The following is a 17,492-nucleotide window of genomic DNA, read 5'->3' as shown; positions in this document are numbered from 1 at the left end:
GGAAATATGCACCTACTAGTCAAGTTTCAAGCCTGCAGGACACCGCGATGCGGTCAAGCGCAACCAGTATCAGGCCGTCTTCGGCGAGATCCGGCGCCAGCTGTAACCCTGCCCTGCCTCTGCCGGCTGGGCCGTCGGCTGGTAGTGGTACTGGATCCCGGGCAGCCTATTTTCCGAAAGGCGCTTCAAGGCCGTCGCATTGGTCACGGAAAAGCTGTCGAAACCGCAGCGCAGCATCAGCGGCACCTGGTCGATCAGCACGTCTCCCATGGCGCGAACCTCGCCGGCGTAGCCGAGCCTCTGGCGAAGCAGCGAGGCCTGGCTGAACCCACGACCATCGTTGAAAGCCGGAAACGATACGGCGACGATGGCAAGACGATCGAGATAGGGCTCCAGCCGCAGGACGTCGTCGGCAGGCTTCAACAGCACGCCGAGACCGACGTCATTGCTTTCCTCGGCGCGTGCCACCAACGTGTCGATGTCGAGCAGCCGGGTCTGGCTTTCCGTTGCTTGGACTTCTTCGGTTTCGGCGACCCAAGGATCGTTGTCGACAAAACCGGTCTCTCTCCAGATACGTGTCATGGCCATCCCCTATGCCGCTTCCGCTGCCGAGCCGTAGAGCGCTTCCTTGAAGGGCTGCGGCCCGACACGCCTGTAGGCGGCGAGGAAAATCTCGGACGGATCCAGCCTCAGACCGAGATAGGTATTGACCAGCGTCTCGATGGCATCGGTCACCTTGTCCGGATCGAAACCGCGACCGATGATTTCTCCGATGGATGTGTTTTCGTCGCCGGAGCCGCCGAGCGTGATCTGGTAAAGCTCCGCGCCCTTCTTCTCGACGCCGAGCAGGCCGATGTGACCGACATGATGATGGCCGCAGGCGTTGATGCAACCGGAAATCTTGATCTTCAATTCACCGATTTCCGCCTGACGCTTGAACGAGCCGAAGCGCGTGGAGATTTCCTGCGCCAGCGGGATCGAACGGGCATTGGCCAGCGCGCAGTAGTCCAGCCCGGGACAGGCAATAATATCGGTGATCAACCCGGCATTGGCCGTTTCGAGACCGGTGCCCTGCAGTCGGCGATAGACCGATTCCAGATCCGCCAGTGCCACGTGCGGCAGAATGAGGTTCTGCTCATGGCTGACGCGGATCTCGTCGAAGGCGAATTCCTCGGCGATGTCGGCGACGATTTCCATCTGCGCATCGGTCGCATCGCCCGGTATGCCGCCGATCGGCTTCAGGGAGATCGTCACCATGCCATAGTCGGGGTTCTTGTGCGGCTGGACGTTTTGCTGGACCCAGCGGGCAAAATCCGGATCGGCCTTCTTCCAACGCGCCAGGCTTTCCCAGCCTTCGGGACGCTCCGGCATGTCAGGCAGTGCGAAATAGGATGTTATTGCCTGGACGTCGGCCTCCGGCAATCTCAGTTCCGTGTCCTTCAGCTGCGCGAACTCGACCTCCACCTGGCGGGCGAGCTCCTCGGCACCGGTCTCGTGCACCAGGATCTTGATGCGCGCCTTATACTTGTTGTCGCGGCGGCCGTGCAGATTGTACACGCGCATGATAGCCGTCGTGTAGGACAGCAGATCCTCTTCCGGCAGGAATTCGCGGATCAGCTTGGCGATCATCGGCGTGCGACCCTGGCCACCGCCGACATAGACGGCAAAACCGATCTCACCCTTGTCGTTCTTCTTCAGGTGCAGGCCGATGTCGTGCACCTGGATGGCGGCACGGTCGCGCTCGGCGCCGGTGACGGCAATCTTGAACTTGCGCGGCAGCAGCGAGAATTCCGGATGAACGGACGACCACTGGCGCAGGATTTCGGCATAGGGGCGCGGATCGGCAACTTCGTCGGCCGCGGCGCCGGCAAAATGGTCTGCGGTGACGTTGCGAATACAGTTGCCAGATGTCTGGATGGCATGCATCTCGACCTTCGACAGGTCGTCGAGAACCGCCGGCATGTCGGAAAGCTTCGGCCAGTTGAACTGCAGGTTCTGGCGCGTGGTGAAGTGGCCGTAACCGCGGTCATAGGTGCGCGCCACATGCGCCAGCATACGCATCTGCTTGGAGCTAAGCGTGCCGTAGGGAATGGCGATGCGCAGCATGTACGCGTGGAGCTGCAGATATACGCCGTTCATCAGGCGCAGCGGCTTGAAGGCATCCTCGGACAGTTCGCCGGAGAGCCGGCGCTCGACCTGATCGCGAAACTGGGCGACGCGTTCGGCGACAAAGGCATGGTCAAATTCGTCGTAGCGATACATCGTCTTCCTCAGGCATCAATGAATTTGGGATCGGCGACCGGATAGCCCGGTGCGTATTCCATGGTCGGGCCCTCGGCGCGGATGCGCTCGCGAAGACGCAACGGCCACAGGACACCGTCCGTTTCTTGAACGTCGATGAGATTGACGTCAACGACCTTGTTATCCGCATAGGACTGTTTGCCAATCGCCTCGAGGGCAGCCACAGCCTCGGCATGGCGCGCGACAAGCGCTTCCTGCAAAGACGTGGCCCACTGGCCGTTGGCGTCAAGCCAGACGGAAATGCCGTCCGTCAGGCGGTTAGCGGTCAGGACCTTGTCTGCCATCTCAGTTCCTTGCACGTTCTTGAGCCACGGACTGCTGGTGCACCAGCGGCTCGGAGTGATCGAAATTGGCGCCCGCCACGGCTTCGCCGATGATGACCATGACCGGACCGGTGAGTTCGTCGCGGAACTCCAGATCCGGAAGATCCTTCAGCGTGCCGTGCAACAGGCGGCGATCGGCACGGCTGGCGTTCTCAATGACGGCGACCGTCGTCTCCGCCGGAAGTCCGGCTTCCATCAGCCGGCCGGCGACCGAGGCGGCCACGGTACGTCCCATGTAGACGGCGATAGTGGCGCCCGATATCGCCAGGCTTGCCCAATCCGGCAAGGCGTCGCCGGTAAGGTCGTGGCCTGTCGTGAAAACCAGCGACGAGGCGACGCCGCGCAATGTCAGCGGCAGCTGGAAATCCGCGGCCGCAGCGAGCGCAGAGGTAATGCCGGGAACAATTTCATAGGATATGCCAGCTGCCCGAAGTGCGGCCATTTCCTCGGCAGCACGCCCGTAGATCAGCGGATCGCCCGATTTCAGGCGCACGACCCGCTTGCCATCGCGGCCGAGCTGTACCAGCAGGTCGTTGATTTCGGCTTGCGACTTCGAATGGCAGCCCTTGCGCTTGCCCACCGACAGGCGCTCGGCATCGCGGCGGCCCATGTCGACGATGGCCTGCGGAACAAGTGCGTCATAGACCAGCACGTCGGCTTCCATCATCACCCGCTGGGCTCGCAGCGTCAGCAGGTCTTCGGCACCGGGTCCTGCGCCAACCAGCCAGACGTGCCCCTCTGCACGCCCGGATTGTGCGAGCAGCCCGTCTGCAACATGCTGTGCCTGCGTGACATCGCCGGTGACCATGGCATCGGCGACGCCGCCTGAAAAGAAGCGCCGCCAGAAGATGCGGCGTGCCACACCCTTCGGTATGCGTTCCTCCACAGCCTTGCGATAGCTGATCGCCAGTTGCGCAAGCCGGCCGAGAGATGGAGAGAGCAATTGATCGACCTGGGCACGGACCATCTGCGCCAGCACCGGACCCGCACCTTCCGTGCCTATAGCAACGGCAAGCGGAGCGCGATTGACGATGGCCGGCGTATAGAAGTCGCATTGATCCGGCTGATCGACGGCGTTGACCACAATTCGGGCCGCGCGCGCAGCTTCCGCGATGTGCCTGTCGAGCGCGCCGTCGCCGGTGGCCGCAAAGACGAGCACGGCCCCCTCCATCAATTCTGGCGAAAAGGGCTTCCGATGGGTTTCGATGCCGTTCGATTCGAGAAAGGCGGCGTAGTCATCTGCCGGATCGTCGGCATAGGCGACGATCTTGGCACGGGTGTTCGATAGAAGCCTCGCCTTGGCGAAAGCCTCGTCACCGTTGCCGAATACGGCTGCAATCCGTCCTTCCACGCGCATGAAAGCCGGAAACACTGAAAGCTGCTCATTCCAGGAAAGCATTATCAATCCACTTCGAGAGTGCCCGAATATGGCTCTTGTCAGCGGGAAATTGAAGAAACAGAAATTCCAATAGCGGAAGCCCTGCGTATTCTTTTACCAGACAAGCACCGCCTTGGAGTAAAACTCACCGGCCACCCTGACCAGATCGGCGATTTTTATTCTCTGTGACAAAGAATGTCCATTCGCCATTTTCGCTTTCATCCGGGGGTTTTGTGCGGCTAAGGTCAGGAAACCTCGTCCAAGGAGATCCCCCGCGTGCCATCAAATATCGTCGCCCGTCTCCTCGATGTCATCGAGCAGAGCATCCTTCCCCTGACGGAAAAAGGCGTTGCCGACGGCAACAAGGTCTTTGGCGCGGCCATCCTGCGCAAGTCTGACCTATCGCTCGTCGTTGCCGCCACCAACAACGAGATGGAAAACCCGCTCTGGCACGGCGAGGTGCACACGCTAAAGCGGTTCTACGAGATGGGCGAAACGCCCGATACCAAGGAGCTGATCTTCCTGTCGACTCACGAACCCTGCAGCATGTGCATGTCGGCAATCACCTGGGCGGGGTTCGACAATTTCTACTATTTCTTCAGCCACGAGGATTCGCGCGATGCCTTCGCCATTCCCCACGACCTAAAAATCCTGAGCGAAGTTTTCGGTCTCGAGCCCGGCGGTTACCGCAAACAGAACGCCTTCTGGAAATCCTTCGCCATCGCCGACCTCGTCGCCATCGAAGCGGAGCCAGCCAAGGCGGCGCTCGAGGCACAGACAGCGCGGATCAAAGCCGTCTACGATCAACTTTCGGACAGCTATCAGGCGACGAAAGACGACAACGCCATTCCCCTCAACTGACGACCGAAAGTGACCGAGACATCGTGATGGAAGCTTCCAAGGACATTTCGCGCCTGATCGAGATCATGGCAGCACTGCGCGATCCGCAAACTGGCTGCCCCTGGGATATCGTCCAGACGTTCGAAAGCATCAAGCCCTATACCATCGAAGAGGCCTACGAAGTGTCGGACGCAATCGAGCGCAACGACATGGACGATCTCTGCGACGAGCTCGGCGACCTCCTGCTGCAAGTGGTGTTTCACGCCCGCATGGCGGAAGAAGCCGGTGAGTTTTCGTTCGGCGACGTGGTCGAAGCCATCACGGCCAAGATGGTGCGGCGCCATCCGCATGTCTTTGCCGTGTCCGACGCGTCCACGCCCGGCGCCGTAAAGCTGCAGTGGGATCAGATTAAGACTGAGGAAAAGCGGCTCCGGGCAGAACGGCGCGCCAAGCGCGGATCGAAGGCCGATCCGGACGCCGGCTATCTCGGTTCGGTGCAGCGCAGCTTTCCGGCACTGACGGAAGCCCTCAAGCTGCAGGAGCGCTCCGCCAAGGTCGGCTTCGACTGGTCCACGGCAGAACCTATCCTCGACAAGATCGAGGAGGAAATTGCTGAATTGCGAGAGGCGCTGAAAGAGGGCGATCAGGCCAAGGTCCGCGACGAGCTGGGCGATCTCATCTTTGCCGTCGTCAATGTCGGTCGGCATGTCGATGCCGATCCGGAGCAGGCGCTGCGCGGCACAAACGCGAAATTCCGCCGCCGCTTCGGCCATATCGAGCGCACGCTTCAGGCAGAAGGCGAAACGCTGGAAGCAGCGACCCTGGAGAGAATGGAAGAACTCTGGGAAGCCGCGAAGGCAATCGAGCGGCAGCTGACTTGAGCTGCCGTCCCGAATAGTTCACCAGTCGGCGTTTTGCGCCTTCTGACCGTTGCCCATGCGCCGTTCCAGCTCGGCGGTTTCGGCTTCCGAAAGGCGGACGTCGAGAGACACCGTACCGTCCTCATGATCCTCGCGGCCGTCGACGATGCCGTGGCTGTAGAGCCAGGGCAAAAGGGCCAGCTTGTCGAGCGGCAGCGTGATCGTTGCCTCGACCAGCACGCCCGAGAGCCGGCCGCTGATCTCGTCCATCAGCGTCTCGACGCCCTCGCCGGTGATCGCCGACACGGCGATGACGTTTTTCGCCGTCGAGGCCTTCTGCATCATCGCGTCATGGGCTTCGGGCTCGAGCCGGTCGATCTTGTTCCAGACCTCGATGATGCGCTTTTCGCCCTCGGCCTCGTCGATACCGAGGTCGGCCAGGATGCGCATTACGTCGACGCTCTGGGCAGCATTGTCCTCATCCGCCATGTCGCGCACGTGCAGGATCAGGTCTGCCTCGAGCACCTCTTCCAGCGTGGCGCGGAAGGCTGCCACGAGATGGGTGGGCAGGTCTGAGATGAAGCCGACGGTGTCGGACATGATGACGGTGCGGCCCTGCGGCAGCTTCATGCGGCGCAGCGTCGGGTCGAGCGTCGCAAACAGCATGTCCTCGGCCAGCACGCCGGCGCCGGTGATGCGGTTGAACAGCGTCGACTTGCCGGCATTGGTATAGCCGACCAGAGCCACGATCGGATGCGGCACCTTCCGACGCTTGGCACGATGCAGCTGGCGCGTCCGCACCACCTGCTCGAGTTCTTTCTCGAGCTTGATGATCCGGTCCTGCAGCTGACGACGGTCGGCCTCGATCTGGGTTTCGCCGGGGCCGCCCATGAAGCCCGCGCCGCCGCGCTGGCGTTCAAGGTGGGTCCAGCTGCGGACCAGGCGGCCCTTCTGGTAATTGAGATGGGCAAGATCGACCTGCAGCGTACCTTCCTTGGTGGAGGCGCGGCGGCCGAAGATTTCCAGGATCAGGCCCGTCCGGTCGATGACCTTGGCGCCCCATTCCTTCTCGAGATTGCGCTGCTGCACGGGCGTCAGCGGATGGTCGACGATGACCAGGCCCGCATTGAACTCGTCGAGTAGCGCGCCGATCTCCTCGATCTTGCCGCTGCCGAGCAACGTCCCGGGACGGGGTTCGTTGACGGGGACAATGGCGCCATACATGACTTCGAGGTCGATGGCATGGGCCAGACCCCTGCCTTCCTCCAGCCGGCTTTCCGGCGTGCGTGTCGTGGTAACGGTGCCGTCGGGTTTGGAAGCCCTGCCGCGCGCCTGTTTCAGAACAGGAACGATGACGACGGCCCGCATGTCATCCCTGTGCTTTTCAGCTTCCGGGATGATGCTGTCATTTTTGGTATCGCGTGTTGTGATGTCAGAAATCCTATCGGGGATGCAGTCAGGAAGCGGCTTCTTCGCTTTCGAACATTTGCATGGGCTGGCCTGGCATGATCGTAGAGATAGCGTGCTTGTAGACAAGCTGAGAATGGCCGTCACGACGCAACAGGACGCAGAAATTGTCGAAGGACGTAACAACGCCCGTGAGTTTTACACCGTTAATCAAAAAAATCGTCAGTGAAATCTTTTGTTTGCGAACCGTATTGAGAAATAAGTCCTGCAAATTCTGAGAACGTTCCGCCATGGCGCCGCTTCTTTCTTTCTTGCCGACCATTTCAGCCGGTGCAATATCATCATAGACTATGGGATGCGGCAGGAGATACCCTCGCCTCTCCTCCAGCAAATCTTGGTATCAAATCGCAGTCTTTTCCGCAATGTCGAAAAGGCTATGCCGGAATTTCGGCAAATGTCACCTCCCTAACCGCTGGCAATTGCTTATATATCCCGCCGGAGACCGATAAAATCACATCCTTCCCTCGAAGCATGTGGCCCAGCCGGCTATCGTCCGCCGGCCCGGCGACTCACACGCCCAGCGACTTCAGCTTGCGATGCAGCGCCGATCGCTCCATGCCGACGAACTCGGCAGTCCGCGAGATGTTGCCGCCGAAACGGTTGATCTGGGCGATCAGGTAATCGCGTTCGAACATTTCGCGGGCCTCGCGCAGAGGCAACGTCATGATGTGATAGTCGTTCTGCGCCGACACCTTCGGCAGCATATCGCCCAGATCGGTCGGCAGCATCTCGGCGGTGATCGGTGTGTCCGGTCCGTCGGTGCGGGCGAGAATCATCAGCCGCTCGATATTGTTGCGCAGTTGGCGAATATTGCCTGGCCAGTCATGAGCCTGCAGCACCGCCATGGCGTCGTCGCCGATGCGGCGCTGGCGGATACCGGCCTGCTCGGAGATCTGCCGCATCAGCTGGTCTACCAGGAACGGAATGTCCTCGCGACGCTCGGCAAGCGCCGGGACGCGGACAGGCACCACGGCCAGCCGGTGATAGAGATCCTCGCGGAAGAGGTTTTCAGCGATCCTGCTTTCGAGATTGTAAGCCGTCGACGAGATGATACGGACGTCGACCTTGACGCGCTTGGAGCCGCCGACGCGCTCGAACTGCTGGTCCACCAGCACCCGCAGGATCTTGTTCTGCGTCTCGCGCGGCATTTCGCCGACTTCGTCCAGATAGAGCATCCCGCGATGGGCTTCCTCGAGGGCGCCGATCTTGCGTGCCTGCCCCGGAGATCCCTCTGTGCCGAACAGCGCCACTTCCATGCGGTCCGGCGTGATATTGGCCGCGTTGAGGGCGACGAACGGGCCGTTGGCGCGGGTCGACTTCTTGTGCACCATGCGCGCCACCAGCTCCTTGCCGGAGCCGGACGGGCCGAAGATCATGACGCGGCTGTTGGTCGGCGCCACCTTGTCGATGGTCTGGCGCAACTGCGACACCGCGACCGAAGTACCGATCAGCTCGATCGTGTCGCCTGTGCGCCGCTTCAGGTCGACCACTTCCTTCTTGAGCTTGGAGTTTTCGAGCGCCCGCTCGGCGATCAGGATAAGACGGTCGGCCTTGAAGGGCTTCTCGATAAAATCGAAGGCACCGCGCTTGATGGCGGAAACGGCTGTCTCGACGTTGCCATGACCCGAAATCATCACCACCGGCAAATCCGGGTGACGTATCTTGATCTCGTCCAGCAGCGCCAGCCCGTCGAGCTTGCTGCCCTGCATCCAGATATCGAGAAATATCAGGCGCGGCACGCGCTCGGCGATGGTCGCGAGCGCACTGTCGCTGTCATGCGCCGTGCGGGTCTCGTGGCCCTCGTCGGAGAGAATACCGGAGACAATCTCGCGAATGTCTTCCTCGTCGTCCACCACCAGAATATCAGATGCCATAAGCTGCTTCCTTGTCGTTTGCCTCGGGAGCGATGGTCGCCAGTTCGCGGCGTGGCAGATGCACGCGGATCATGGCTCCCCTTCCCTGGTCGAATTCGGCGGGAGCATCGTGCAGTTCGAGCTGCCCGCCATGGTCTTCTATAATCTTCTTGACGATTGCCAGGCCGAGGCCCGTGCCCTTTTCCCGCATCGTCATATAGGGCTCAAGGATGCTGTGGCGGTTTTCCACCGGCAGGCCGCGACCGTTATCGATGACATCGACGGTGAAGCGGTCGCGCTCCCGATCAAGCGACGCCCGGACGAGGATGGTCGGCTCGCCCCGTTCCTCCCCGGCACCAACCGCATCGATCGCCTCGACGGCATTCTTGATGATATTGCCGAACGCCTGTCCGAGCATGCGGGTATCGAACATGCCGACGAGCGGTTCGCTGCCGAGTTCGCGTTTGAACTTGACATGGTTGTTACCCATCTCCCGCAGGAAGGCAGCATCGCGGATGATGCTGCGCAGGTCCGTGGGCTCCATGGTAGGCTTTGGCATGCGGGCGAAGGAGGAGAATTCGTCGACCATACGTCCGATGTCGCCGACCTGGCGAATGATCGTATCTGTGCACTGGTCGAACACTGCGCGGTCGTTCTCGTCGATCTGCTTGCCGTAGCGCCTGCGGATACGCTCGGCGGAAAGCTGGATCGGCGTCAGCGGGTTCTTGATCTCGTGGGCAATGCGGCGAGCGACATCCGCCCAAGCCGTCGATCGCTGGGCGATGACGAGGTCGGTGATGTCATCGAGCGTGATGACATAGGACTCCTTCATGTCGCGCGTTTCTTCGCGCGTCACCTGGACGCTTAACGTGCGGACGGTTCCACCGCGCACCAGGCTGATCTGCTTGCGGAAGTCATTGCGATGGCGAGCGGTCGCTTCCGTCACGACCTGATCGACCTCGGGGGCAATCTCGGCAAGGCTCTTGCCCAGCAGTTCGTTGCTCGAAAGCGTCAGCAGCACTTCTGCGGAAAGGTTGACGATAGTGATGCGGCGATCGTGCTCGACGCCGATGACGGCTGCGGTAACGCCCGACAATACGGCCTCGATAAAGCGGCGACGGTCGTCGACCTCGTCCTTGGCCTCAAGGATCTCGTCACGCTGGGTGCGGATCTCGGAAATCATCTTGTTGAACGTCCGCGACAGGCTGCCGACGTCGCCATCGGCCGCACGCACCGGCACCAGCACATTCATGTTGCCGGAGGCGACGTTGTCGGCCGCACTGATCAACAGCCGGATCGGCCGGACGATCCGGTCGGCGACAGCGATGGCGGTCCAGATTGCCGCCAGCAGGACGATCAGGGCAAAGCCGATATAGAGAACTGCAAAGGCGATCTGGAGGGACATGCGCCCCTCTTCCATACCCTTGTACTCGGCGGTGTTTTCCTCGACCATGCGCATGGCATTCATCACGCGCGGATCGACGGCCCGAACGGTGTACAGGAAAGCGCCGGGAATTTCGTCGAGCTTGATGATGGCACCGACGAGGTTGGTCACGCCCGGGGGAATGAGTGTCGGCTGTCCGCCGGCCGAGGCTTCCAGCGCATCCTTGGGAATGGCCGGCAGCGGCCGCTCCGTCTTGATGTCAGCCTGGACGATGGCCGAACCGTCGCCGCGAACCAGGAAGGCGCCCAGGAGACCGCGCCCTTTGGCCTGACGGGTCATCAGGTCCGCAAAGCCCGTCCTGTCCAGGCTGTAGAGCGTGTGGTTGCGCTCGAGGTCGTTGCCCATCGACGCGGTCTGCCCCTGCAGGTAGCTCGCATTTTCCATGAGATAAGCCTGCGCAACGTTCTGCGACGAGCGGATGATCTGCTGGGTTCGTAACGCGAACCAACGATCAAGGCCGACATTCAGCGTCAAGCTGGCAAATATCGCCACGAGGATGGCTGGCGTTATGGCGACGATGGAGAACAGCACGACGATGCGGATATGCAGGCGGGCTGCGGCACGACCACGGCTACGCGCCTTGAAAAGCCGGAAGACTTCGCGACCGATCAGGATGATCAGCGCCGCGACGAACAGCGAATTGACGATAACGGAGGCGACGACGACATGGGAGGTGGGCGGAACGGGTGTCAGGCCGAGCAATATGAAAAGCGTCACGCCGGCGCAGAGCAAGGCTCCGCCTGCCAGTATCAGGCCGGGCAAGGCAAAGCTCGCACGGCGGTCGGTGACCTTGACGATCGCCTGGCCGCTGACAGACGGCGCTACAGCGTCCTCGTTCATACATTCGTCTCCCGGCACCGGCGCTCGGAAGCGCTTGGCCCACTGGATAAACCGGGTTTGCAGGACACAGCATTCGGCAATCTGCGACCAGGAGGGTAACCTACCCGTCACAACGTCGAGTTGGCCAGGAGTCGGCACACTGTGAGTGCATCAACCTTCAGACAGCTTCGATACATTGCGATTGTCGCAAGACCGCCTCGGAAATTCCTCCACCGGCTGCGTGACCTTTAAGCAACGCATTGTGGCGAAAATGCAACGGTTGCGAGGCGGTTGTCAAGCCGTGCGCGAACTGCGGTACACGGAGACGCCCAGTTCCCGGATCTTCTTGCGCAAAGTATTGCGGTTGAGACCGAGGAGATCGGCCGCCTTGATCTGGTTACCCCGTGTGGCCGTCAGCGCGGCCAGAATCAGCGGATATTCGAGCTCCGTGAGAACGCGATCGTAAAGGCCGGGCGGTGGCAGGTTATCGCCGAAGCTGGTGAAATAGGCGCGCATGTTTTCTTCCACCGCCTGGGCGATGGTCATCGTTCCCGTGCGTACCGGGCCCTTGTCGATCGGGCTGTCGGCGACATCGGCGCGGAGTTCCGAATCGATGATCTCGCGGGTGATGACTTCCTGCGGATAGAGCGCCATCAGGCGTCGGATGAGGTTTTCCAGCTCGCGGACGTTGCCGGGCCACGGATAGGCTTTCATCAGCTCAAGCGCTTCGGTGTCGAATCGCTTGGTACCGAGACCTTCTTTTTCGGCCTGCTGGATGAAATGGCGGACCAGATCAGGAATGTCCTCGGCGCGGTCGCGCAGCGGCGGCAGGCGCAGCGGCACGACGTTGAGGCGGTAATACAGGTCTTCGCGGAAAACGCCCTGGTTGATCGCCTGCTTCAGATCCTTGTTGGTAGCCGCGACAATGCGGACATCGGTGCGGATCGGCGTGCGACCACCGACTGTGGTGTACTCCCCCTGCTGCAGAACGCGCAGCAATCGGGTCTGGGCATCCATCGGCATGTCGCCGATTTCATCCAGGAACAGCGTGCCGCCCTCGGCCTGCTCGAAACGACCTGTCGAGCGATTCTGGGCGCCGGTGAAGGCTCCCTTTTCATGGCCGAACAGTTCCGATTCGATCAGGTCTCGCGGAATGGCTGCCATGTTGATGGCGACGAAGGGACCGTTTCGGCGCTTACCGTAGTCGTGTAGCGCCCGGGCGACGAGCTCTTTGCCGGTGCCCGATTCGCCGGTGATCATCAGCGTCAGGTCGGTCTGCATCAGGCGGGCGAGCACCCGGTAGATTTCCTGCATCGCCGCCGAACGGCCGACGAGTGGCATTCCGTCCTGCATGTCGTCCTCGATCTTCATCGGGCGACGCTTCGGCTCGGCGAGCGCGCGGCCGATGATGGCGATCAGTTCGGTAAGGTCGAACGGCTTCGGCAGGTAGTCGTAGGCCCCCTTCTCCGACGCCTTGATCGCCGTCATGAACGTATTCTGCGCGCTCATCACCAGCACAGGCAGTTCAGGCCTTGCCTTCTTGATGCGCGGCAGCAGGTCGAAGGCGTTCTCGTCGGGCATCACCACGTCGGTGACCACAAGATCGCCCTCGCCGGCGGAAATCCAGCGCCAGAGCGTGGCGGCATTGGACGTGATGCGCACATCGTACCCTGCCCGGCTGAGGGCCTGGTTGAGAACTGTGCGAATGGCCGCATCGTCGTCAGCGACAAGTATCGTAGCAGTCATCTGGAAGATCCTGTGGTGTTCGCGGGAAGGGAGTCTTCGGGAGTGGTACCCTTGGAAGCCGGCATCAAAACGCGGAAGGTGGTCTTGTGGTTCTGGCTGTCGCATTCGACAATGCCGCCGTGATCGCCAATGATCTTGGCGACCAGCGCAAGGCCGAGGCCGGTGCCGTTGGTCTTGGTGGTGATGAACGGATCGAACAGGTGCGGCAGCAAATCGGCCGGCACGCCCGGTCCATTGTCGATGACGCAGAACTCCAGCGGCAGCGAAATCTTTTCGCGCGAGCCGGCAACCGAAAGCCGAATGCCCGGTCGATAGGCGGTGGTCAGCACGATCTCGCCATCGGGGCGGTCGGCAACGGCCTCAGCGGCGTTCTTGATGAGGTTGAGAAAGACCTGCACAAGCTGGTCCCGGTTGGCGTAGACGGCTGGCAACGACGGATCGTAGTTCTCGGTGATCTTGATGTTGCGCCCGAAGCCCGCCTTGGCGACGGCCTTCACCCGGTCGAGCACGGAGTGGATATTGACCGGCGTCCGGTCGACCGGTCGCTCGTCGGAGAACACTTCCATGCGGTCGACGAGCGATACGATCCGGTCGGTCTCGTCGCAGATCAGACGGGTCAGGGCGCGGTCATCGTCTGCAGCCGACTGTTCGAGCAACTGGGCGGCGCCGCGAATGCCCGAAAGCGGGTTCTTGATTTCATGGGCGAGCATCGAGGCGAGACCGGTAACGGAACGGGCTGCGGCTCTGTGCGTCAGTTGACGGTCGATCTTGTCGGCCATCGAGCGTTCCTGGAAGACAATCACGACGCAGCCGGGCTCGCTCACCACCGGCGCCACGTAGATGTCGACAAGCTTGTCCTGGCCGAGGCGCGGCGAACTCAGGTCGACGCGGTATTCGCTGACCGGCGCGCGGCGTTCGCGCACCTGGTCTATCAGTCCGATCAAAGGGCTGCCAAAAGGAATGAAGGTCGAGATATTGTAGCGCGCCAGATGCGAGGCACTGGCGCCGAAGAATGCCTCGGCCTCCCAGTTGGCAAAAACCATCAGGCCGGCCTCGTCGACCATGACGACGGGGTTCTGGATGGCGTTGAGCACCGCCATGGCAACGGTGTGGCCGGCGGGCTCGTGTTTTGACCCGGAAGTCATGCTGCCTCCTGCGTCATTTGGGAGCCGCCCGATTGACCGGACAGCGCCTCGTGTAAAAGCGATGCCACCTGCCCTGCATCGGTCGATGTCATGATGACCGATTTGTCGAAGGCCGGCGCATGGCGATCGAGATACCAACCCAGGTGCTTGCGCGCATGACGCAAGCCGACCTGAGCACCATGGAATTCGAGCATGGCGTGATAATGGTCGACAGCAATGTCGGCGATCTCGGTTGCCGAAGGGGCTGCATGGCCGGCAAGGAAACCGGCGTGCCAGGGTCGCCCCTGGCATCCGCGTCCCACCATGACGGCATCGGCGCCCGAGCGACGGAGGATCTCGGCAACGTCCCCGGATGTCTCGACATCGCCGTTTGCAACCAGGGGAATGGAGACAGCGTCGCGCACTGCGCGGATCGCATCCCAATCGGCGCGCCCCTGATAGAACTGCATGCGCGTTCTACCGTGGATCGTGACGAGCTTGATGCCGGCCTGCTCGGCGCGCCTTGCGATATCGGGGGCATTGATGGACTTCTCGTCCCATCCAAGGCGCATCTTCAGCGTTACCGGCACGTCGACGGCGTTGACCGTTGCCTCGATCAGCGACAGTGCATGATCGGGCTCGCGCATCAGGGCCGAACCGGCATAGCCGCCAATGACCTTCTTGGCCGGGCAACCCATGTTGATATCGATGATATCTGCGCCGTTTCCGGCGGCAATCTTCGCAGCTTCCGCCAGCCAGTAGGCATCGCGACCGGCAAGTTGCACCATATGGGGCTTTAGACCTGCATGCTTGAGGCGCGACCAGGATTCTGCCGTGTCCTGAACGAGCTCGCGGCTCGCCACCATTTCAGTGACGACAAGGCCCGCACCGAAGCACATTGCCAGTTGGCGAAAGGGCAGATCCGTCACCCCGGACATCGGCGCAAGCACCACCCGGTTTCTAATCTGGACAGGCCCGATGGACAAAGGGGATGCAATGTCGATGGCTGACAATCGGTTATCTTTCGGGCACGCGAGGAATTTGCACTATTTTTAGCCACAATTACGATGCTTGCCAAGCGCTTTCGGAGGTGCTCGATATTTTTTGGGCAAATGCTGGAAAAGCCCGGGGGGAGACGATAGACCCGCTTTCAGAACTTGACTGACAATCCGGGGTTTAGGACGCAAATGCACGCAAAGCAACCGATCAAGATCGGAATTATCGTCGTTGCGGCCGGGCGGGGCGAGCGGGCAGGTTCACCGGAAGACGGGCCGAAGCAGTATCGTCCGATCGGCGGCAAGGCGATTATCGCCCATACGCTTGAAGGCTTTATGACGTGGCGCCAGCCTTTGCAAATAGTCGTGGTTATTCATCGTGATGACGAAGCGCTGCTGGCGAAGGCGCTTGGGGGAATCAGCGAAGCAGCATCGGTCTCCACCGTATTTGGCGGCGAGACACGCCAGCAATCCGTGCTGGCCGGCCTGAGGTCGCTGGAGGCTGCCGACGTCACTCATGTGCTGATCCACGATGCGGTCCGCCCGTTTTTTAACCATACCCTCCTCGACGAGATCATGACCGCGCTCGACAACGGCGCCTCGGCCGTGCTGCCTGCGATACAGGTCGCCGATACGCTGAAGCGGCTCGGCTCTGTCGGTCTCGTGGTTGAAACCGTTGCCCGCGCCGGGCTCTACGCTGCCCAGACGCCGCAGGCCTTCGAGCTTACCGCTATTCTTGCCGCCCATGAAAAGGCCGCGCTCGACGGTCGGTCGGATTTCACGGATGATGCATCGATTGCCGAATGGGCAGGTCTGCCGGTCCAACTGGTGGCCGGTAGCCCGGACAACATCAAACTGACGATCGCAAGGGATATCAGCATGGCAGATGAGAGAATGTCGGCAAACCTTCCCGACGTGCGGACCGGCAACGGCTACGACGTACATCAACTGGAGCCCGGCGACGGTGTCACTCTCTGCGGCATATTCCTGCCCCATGACCAGCGGCTGAAAGGCCATTCAGACGCCGACGTGGCGCTGCATGCCCTGACCGATGCGCTGCTTGCCACCTGCGGTGCAGGCGATATCGGCGATCACTTCCCGCCAAGCGACCCGCAGTGGCGAGGAGCCGCATCGCGGATCTTCATCGAGCATGCTGCCCGGATCGTTCGCGATGCTGGCGGGACGATCATGAATGCCGATGTGACGCTGATCGCCGAAGCGCCAAAGATCGGCCCGCACCGGCTCGAAATGCGCCAGAAGCTCTCGGAATGCCTCGGAATCAGTCTCGACCGCTGCTCGGTCAAGGCGACCACGAACGAGGAAATCGGCTTTATCGGCCGCCGCGAGGGCATTGCGGCGATTGCGACGGCGACAGTGGTCTACAGGAGCAACAAGCCATGAGCACCTTTACCGATCCGGTCGCAACACTCGCGGCCCGGCTTGTCACGCTTTGCAAGTCGCGCGGCTTCATGGTGGCCACTGCGGAATCCTGTACGGGCGGCCTGATTGCCGGCTCGCTCACGGATGTCGCCGGGTCGTCGGCAGTGGTAGACCGTGGCTTCGTCACCTATACCAACACGGCGAAGATGGAGATGCTCGGGGTGCAGGAAGCGACGCTTGTGGCCTATGGCGCTGTGTCTGCAGAGACCGCGCTGCAGATGGTTCAGGGCGCCCTGTTCCGCTCGCATGCAGCGCTTGCCGTTGCCGTCACCGGCATTGCCGGTCCGGGCGGCGGCTCCGCCGAAAAACCGGTCGGGCTCGTGCACCTCGCCGCTCGTGCCCGCAGCGGCGCGATCGTTCATCGTGAGATGCGCTATGGCGATCTCGGTCGGGATTCCGTGCGGCTGGCAACCGTGGCGACCGCGCTGGAGATGCTGCTGGATCTCGCTCAGGCGTAGATCTTGCCGGCCCGGGTCTCGAAGGCTTCCGTGAACATGCGGAACGCCCTGTCGAACATCGAGCCCATCAGCGCGCCGAGAATACGGCTCTTGAATTCGTAGTCGATGAAGAAGTCGATGGTGCAGCCCCCGTTTCCGTCGGGCTGGAAGCGCCAGCGGTTGTCGAGATATTTGAAGGGGCCGTCGATGTACTGCACGTCGATGGCGTGCTCCGCCCGGTTGAGCAGCACCTGTGTGGTGAAGGTCTCGCGGATGGCCTTGTAGCCCACCGTCATGTCGGCAACCAGCAAGGTCTTGCCGTCGCGCTCCTTGCGGCTGCGCACCACGAGGCCGTTGCAGAGCGGCAGAAATTCCGGATAGCGCTCGACATCGGCGACGAGGTCGAACATCTGATCGGGCGTATGGGGAACAGGACGGTGGGTTTCGAACTTTGGCATGAGCGGC

The 17,492-nt window shown here is 61.5% G+C and carries 16 protein-coding genes; 4 read left to right on the top strand and 12 right to left on the bottom strand.

Features of this window, described 5'->3' with window-relative positions:
- Positions 1-69: 69 nt before the first annotated feature.
- Genes PR018_RS06260 through cysG form a run of 4 tightly spaced genes read right to left on the bottom strand, consistent with a single transcriptional unit; the run spans position 70 to position 4,023 of the window.
- On the bottom strand, positions 70-582 hold the full coding sequence (locus PR018_RS06260) for a DUF934 domain-containing protein (protein WP_142822594.1): 513 nt from the start codon (positions 580-582) through the stop codon (positions 70-72).
- Between the two features lie 9 nt (positions 583-591).
- Complete coding sequence (locus PR018_RS06255) at positions 592-2,262, bottom strand: nitrite/sulfite reductase (RefSeq protein ID WP_142822592.1); 1,671 nt, start codon at positions 2,260-2,262, stop codon at positions 592-594.
- Positions 2,263-2,270: 8 nt separating this feature from the next.
- Positions 2,271-2,585 carry a DUF2849 domain-containing protein gene (locus PR018_RS06250; protein ID WP_142822590.1) on the bottom strand — a complete coding sequence of 105 codons (315 nt, stop codon included), beginning with the start codon at positions 2,583-2,585 and terminating at the stop codon, positions 2,271-2,273.
- A 1-nt stretch (position 2,586) separates the two neighbouring features.
- A complete protein-coding gene (gene cysG / locus PR018_RS06245; protein WP_142822589.1) occupies positions 2,587-4,023 on the bottom strand; it encodes a siroheme synthase CysG in 1,437 nt (478 codons plus the stop codon).
- A 255-nt stretch (positions 4,024-4,278) separates the two neighbouring features.
- On the opposite strand from cysG, the gene PR018_RS06240 reads away from it, so the two are divergent.
- Both PR018_RS06240 and mazG read left to right on the top strand, forming a co-directional pair.
- Positions 4,279-4,863 (top strand): deaminase, encoded by a 585-nt coding sequence (locus tag PR018_RS06240; RefSeq protein ID WP_142822587.1) that lies wholly within the window; start codon positions 4,279-4,281, stop codon positions 4,861-4,863.
- Between the two features lie 26 nt (positions 4,864-4,889).
- On the top strand, positions 4,890-5,723 hold the full coding sequence (gene mazG, locus PR018_RS06235; protein WP_142822586.1) for a nucleoside triphosphate pyrophosphohydrolase: 834 nt from the start codon (positions 4,890-4,892) through the stop codon (positions 5,721-5,723).
- A gap of 18 nt (positions 5,724-5,741) precedes the next feature.
- Here the strand turns inward: mazG and hflX are convergent, their stop codons facing one another.
- The 7 genes from hflX to dusB all read right to left on the bottom strand — a co-directional run bounded on the left by hflX (position 5,742) and on the right by dusB (position 15,168).
- On the bottom strand, positions 5,742-7,142 hold the full coding sequence (gene hflX, locus PR018_RS06230; protein ID WP_142823581.1) for a GTPase HflX: 1,401 nt from the start codon (positions 7,140-7,142) through the stop codon (positions 5,742-5,744).
- 16 nt (positions 7,143-7,158) lie between these two features.
- Positions 7,159-7,401 carry an RNA chaperone Hfq gene (gene hfq, locus PR018_RS06225; protein WP_003539403.1) on the bottom strand — a complete coding sequence of 81 codons (243 nt, stop codon included), beginning with the start codon at positions 7,399-7,401 and terminating at the stop codon, positions 7,159-7,161.
- A 277-nt stretch (positions 7,402-7,678) separates the two neighbouring features.
- Positions 7,679-9,043, bottom strand: a complete 1,365-nt coding sequence (gene ntrX, locus PR018_RS06220; RefSeq protein WP_111215576.1) for a nitrogen assimilation response regulator NtrX — start codon at positions 9,041-9,043, stop codon at positions 7,679-7,681.
- Positions 9,033-11,306 carry a sensor histidine kinase NtrY-like gene (locus tag PR018_RS06215; protein ID WP_142822584.1) on the bottom strand — a complete coding sequence of 758 codons (2,274 nt, stop codon included), beginning with the start codon at positions 11,304-11,306 and terminating at the stop codon, positions 9,033-9,035. The genes ntrX and PR018_RS06215 overlap by 11 nt, the downstream gene beginning before the upstream one ends.
- Before the next feature lie 273 nt (positions 11,307-11,579).
- Entirely contained in the window at positions 11,580-13,031 is a 1,452-nt protein-coding gene (ntrC, locus tag PR018_RS06210) for a nitrogen regulation protein NR(I) (RefSeq protein WP_142822582.1), read from the bottom strand.
- Positions 13,028-14,176: a two-component system sensor histidine kinase NtrB gene (locus PR018_RS06205; RefSeq protein WP_142822581.1), complete on the bottom strand. Its 1,149-nt coding sequence runs from the start codon at positions 14,174-14,176 to the stop codon at positions 13,028-13,030. Before PR018_RS06205 ends, ntrC begins: the two co-directional genes overlap by 4 nt.
- On the bottom strand, positions 14,173-15,168 hold the full coding sequence (dusB, locus tag PR018_RS06200) for a tRNA dihydrouridine synthase DusB (protein WP_142822579.1): 996 nt from the start codon (positions 15,166-15,168) through the stop codon (positions 14,173-14,175). Before dusB ends, PR018_RS06205 begins: the two co-directional genes overlap by 4 nt.
- A 174-nt stretch (positions 15,169-15,342) precedes the next feature.
- On the opposite strand from dusB, the gene PR018_RS06195 reads away from it, so the two are divergent.
- Both PR018_RS06195 and PR018_RS06190 read left to right on the top strand, forming a co-directional pair.
- Entirely contained in the window at positions 15,343-16,551 is a 1,209-nt protein-coding gene (locus tag PR018_RS06195; RefSeq protein ID WP_142822577.1) for a bifunctional 2-C-methyl-D-erythritol 4-phosphate cytidylyltransferase/2-C-methyl-D-erythritol 2,4-cyclodiphosphate synthase, read from the top strand.
- The gene (locus PR018_RS06190) at positions 16,548-17,048 is read left to right on the top strand and encodes a CinA family protein (protein ID WP_142822575.1); all 501 of its coding nucleotides are present in this window, start codon (positions 16,548-16,550) and stop codon (positions 17,046-17,048) included. Before PR018_RS06195 ends, PR018_RS06190 begins: the two co-directional genes overlap by 4 nt.
- Here the strand turns inward: PR018_RS06190 and PR018_RS06185 are convergent.
- Complete coding sequence (locus PR018_RS06185; RefSeq protein ID WP_142822573.1) at positions 17,039-17,485, bottom strand: type II toxin-antitoxin system RatA family toxin; 447 nt, start codon at positions 17,483-17,485, stop codon at positions 17,039-17,041. The two genes, PR018_RS06190 and PR018_RS06185, sit on opposite strands and share 10 nt — an antisense overlap.
- Positions 17,486-17,492 lie beyond the last annotated feature (7 nt).

The sequence above is a fragment of the Rhizobium rhododendri genome, from assembly GCF_007000325.2.
In the GTDB taxonomy this organism is placed as follows: domain Bacteria; phylum Pseudomonadota; class Alphaproteobacteria; order Rhizobiales; family Rhizobiaceae; genus Rhizobium; species Rhizobium rhododendri.
Note: the sequence above shows the minus strand (reverse complement) of the source record. Positions and strands in the feature narration are given on the sequence as shown.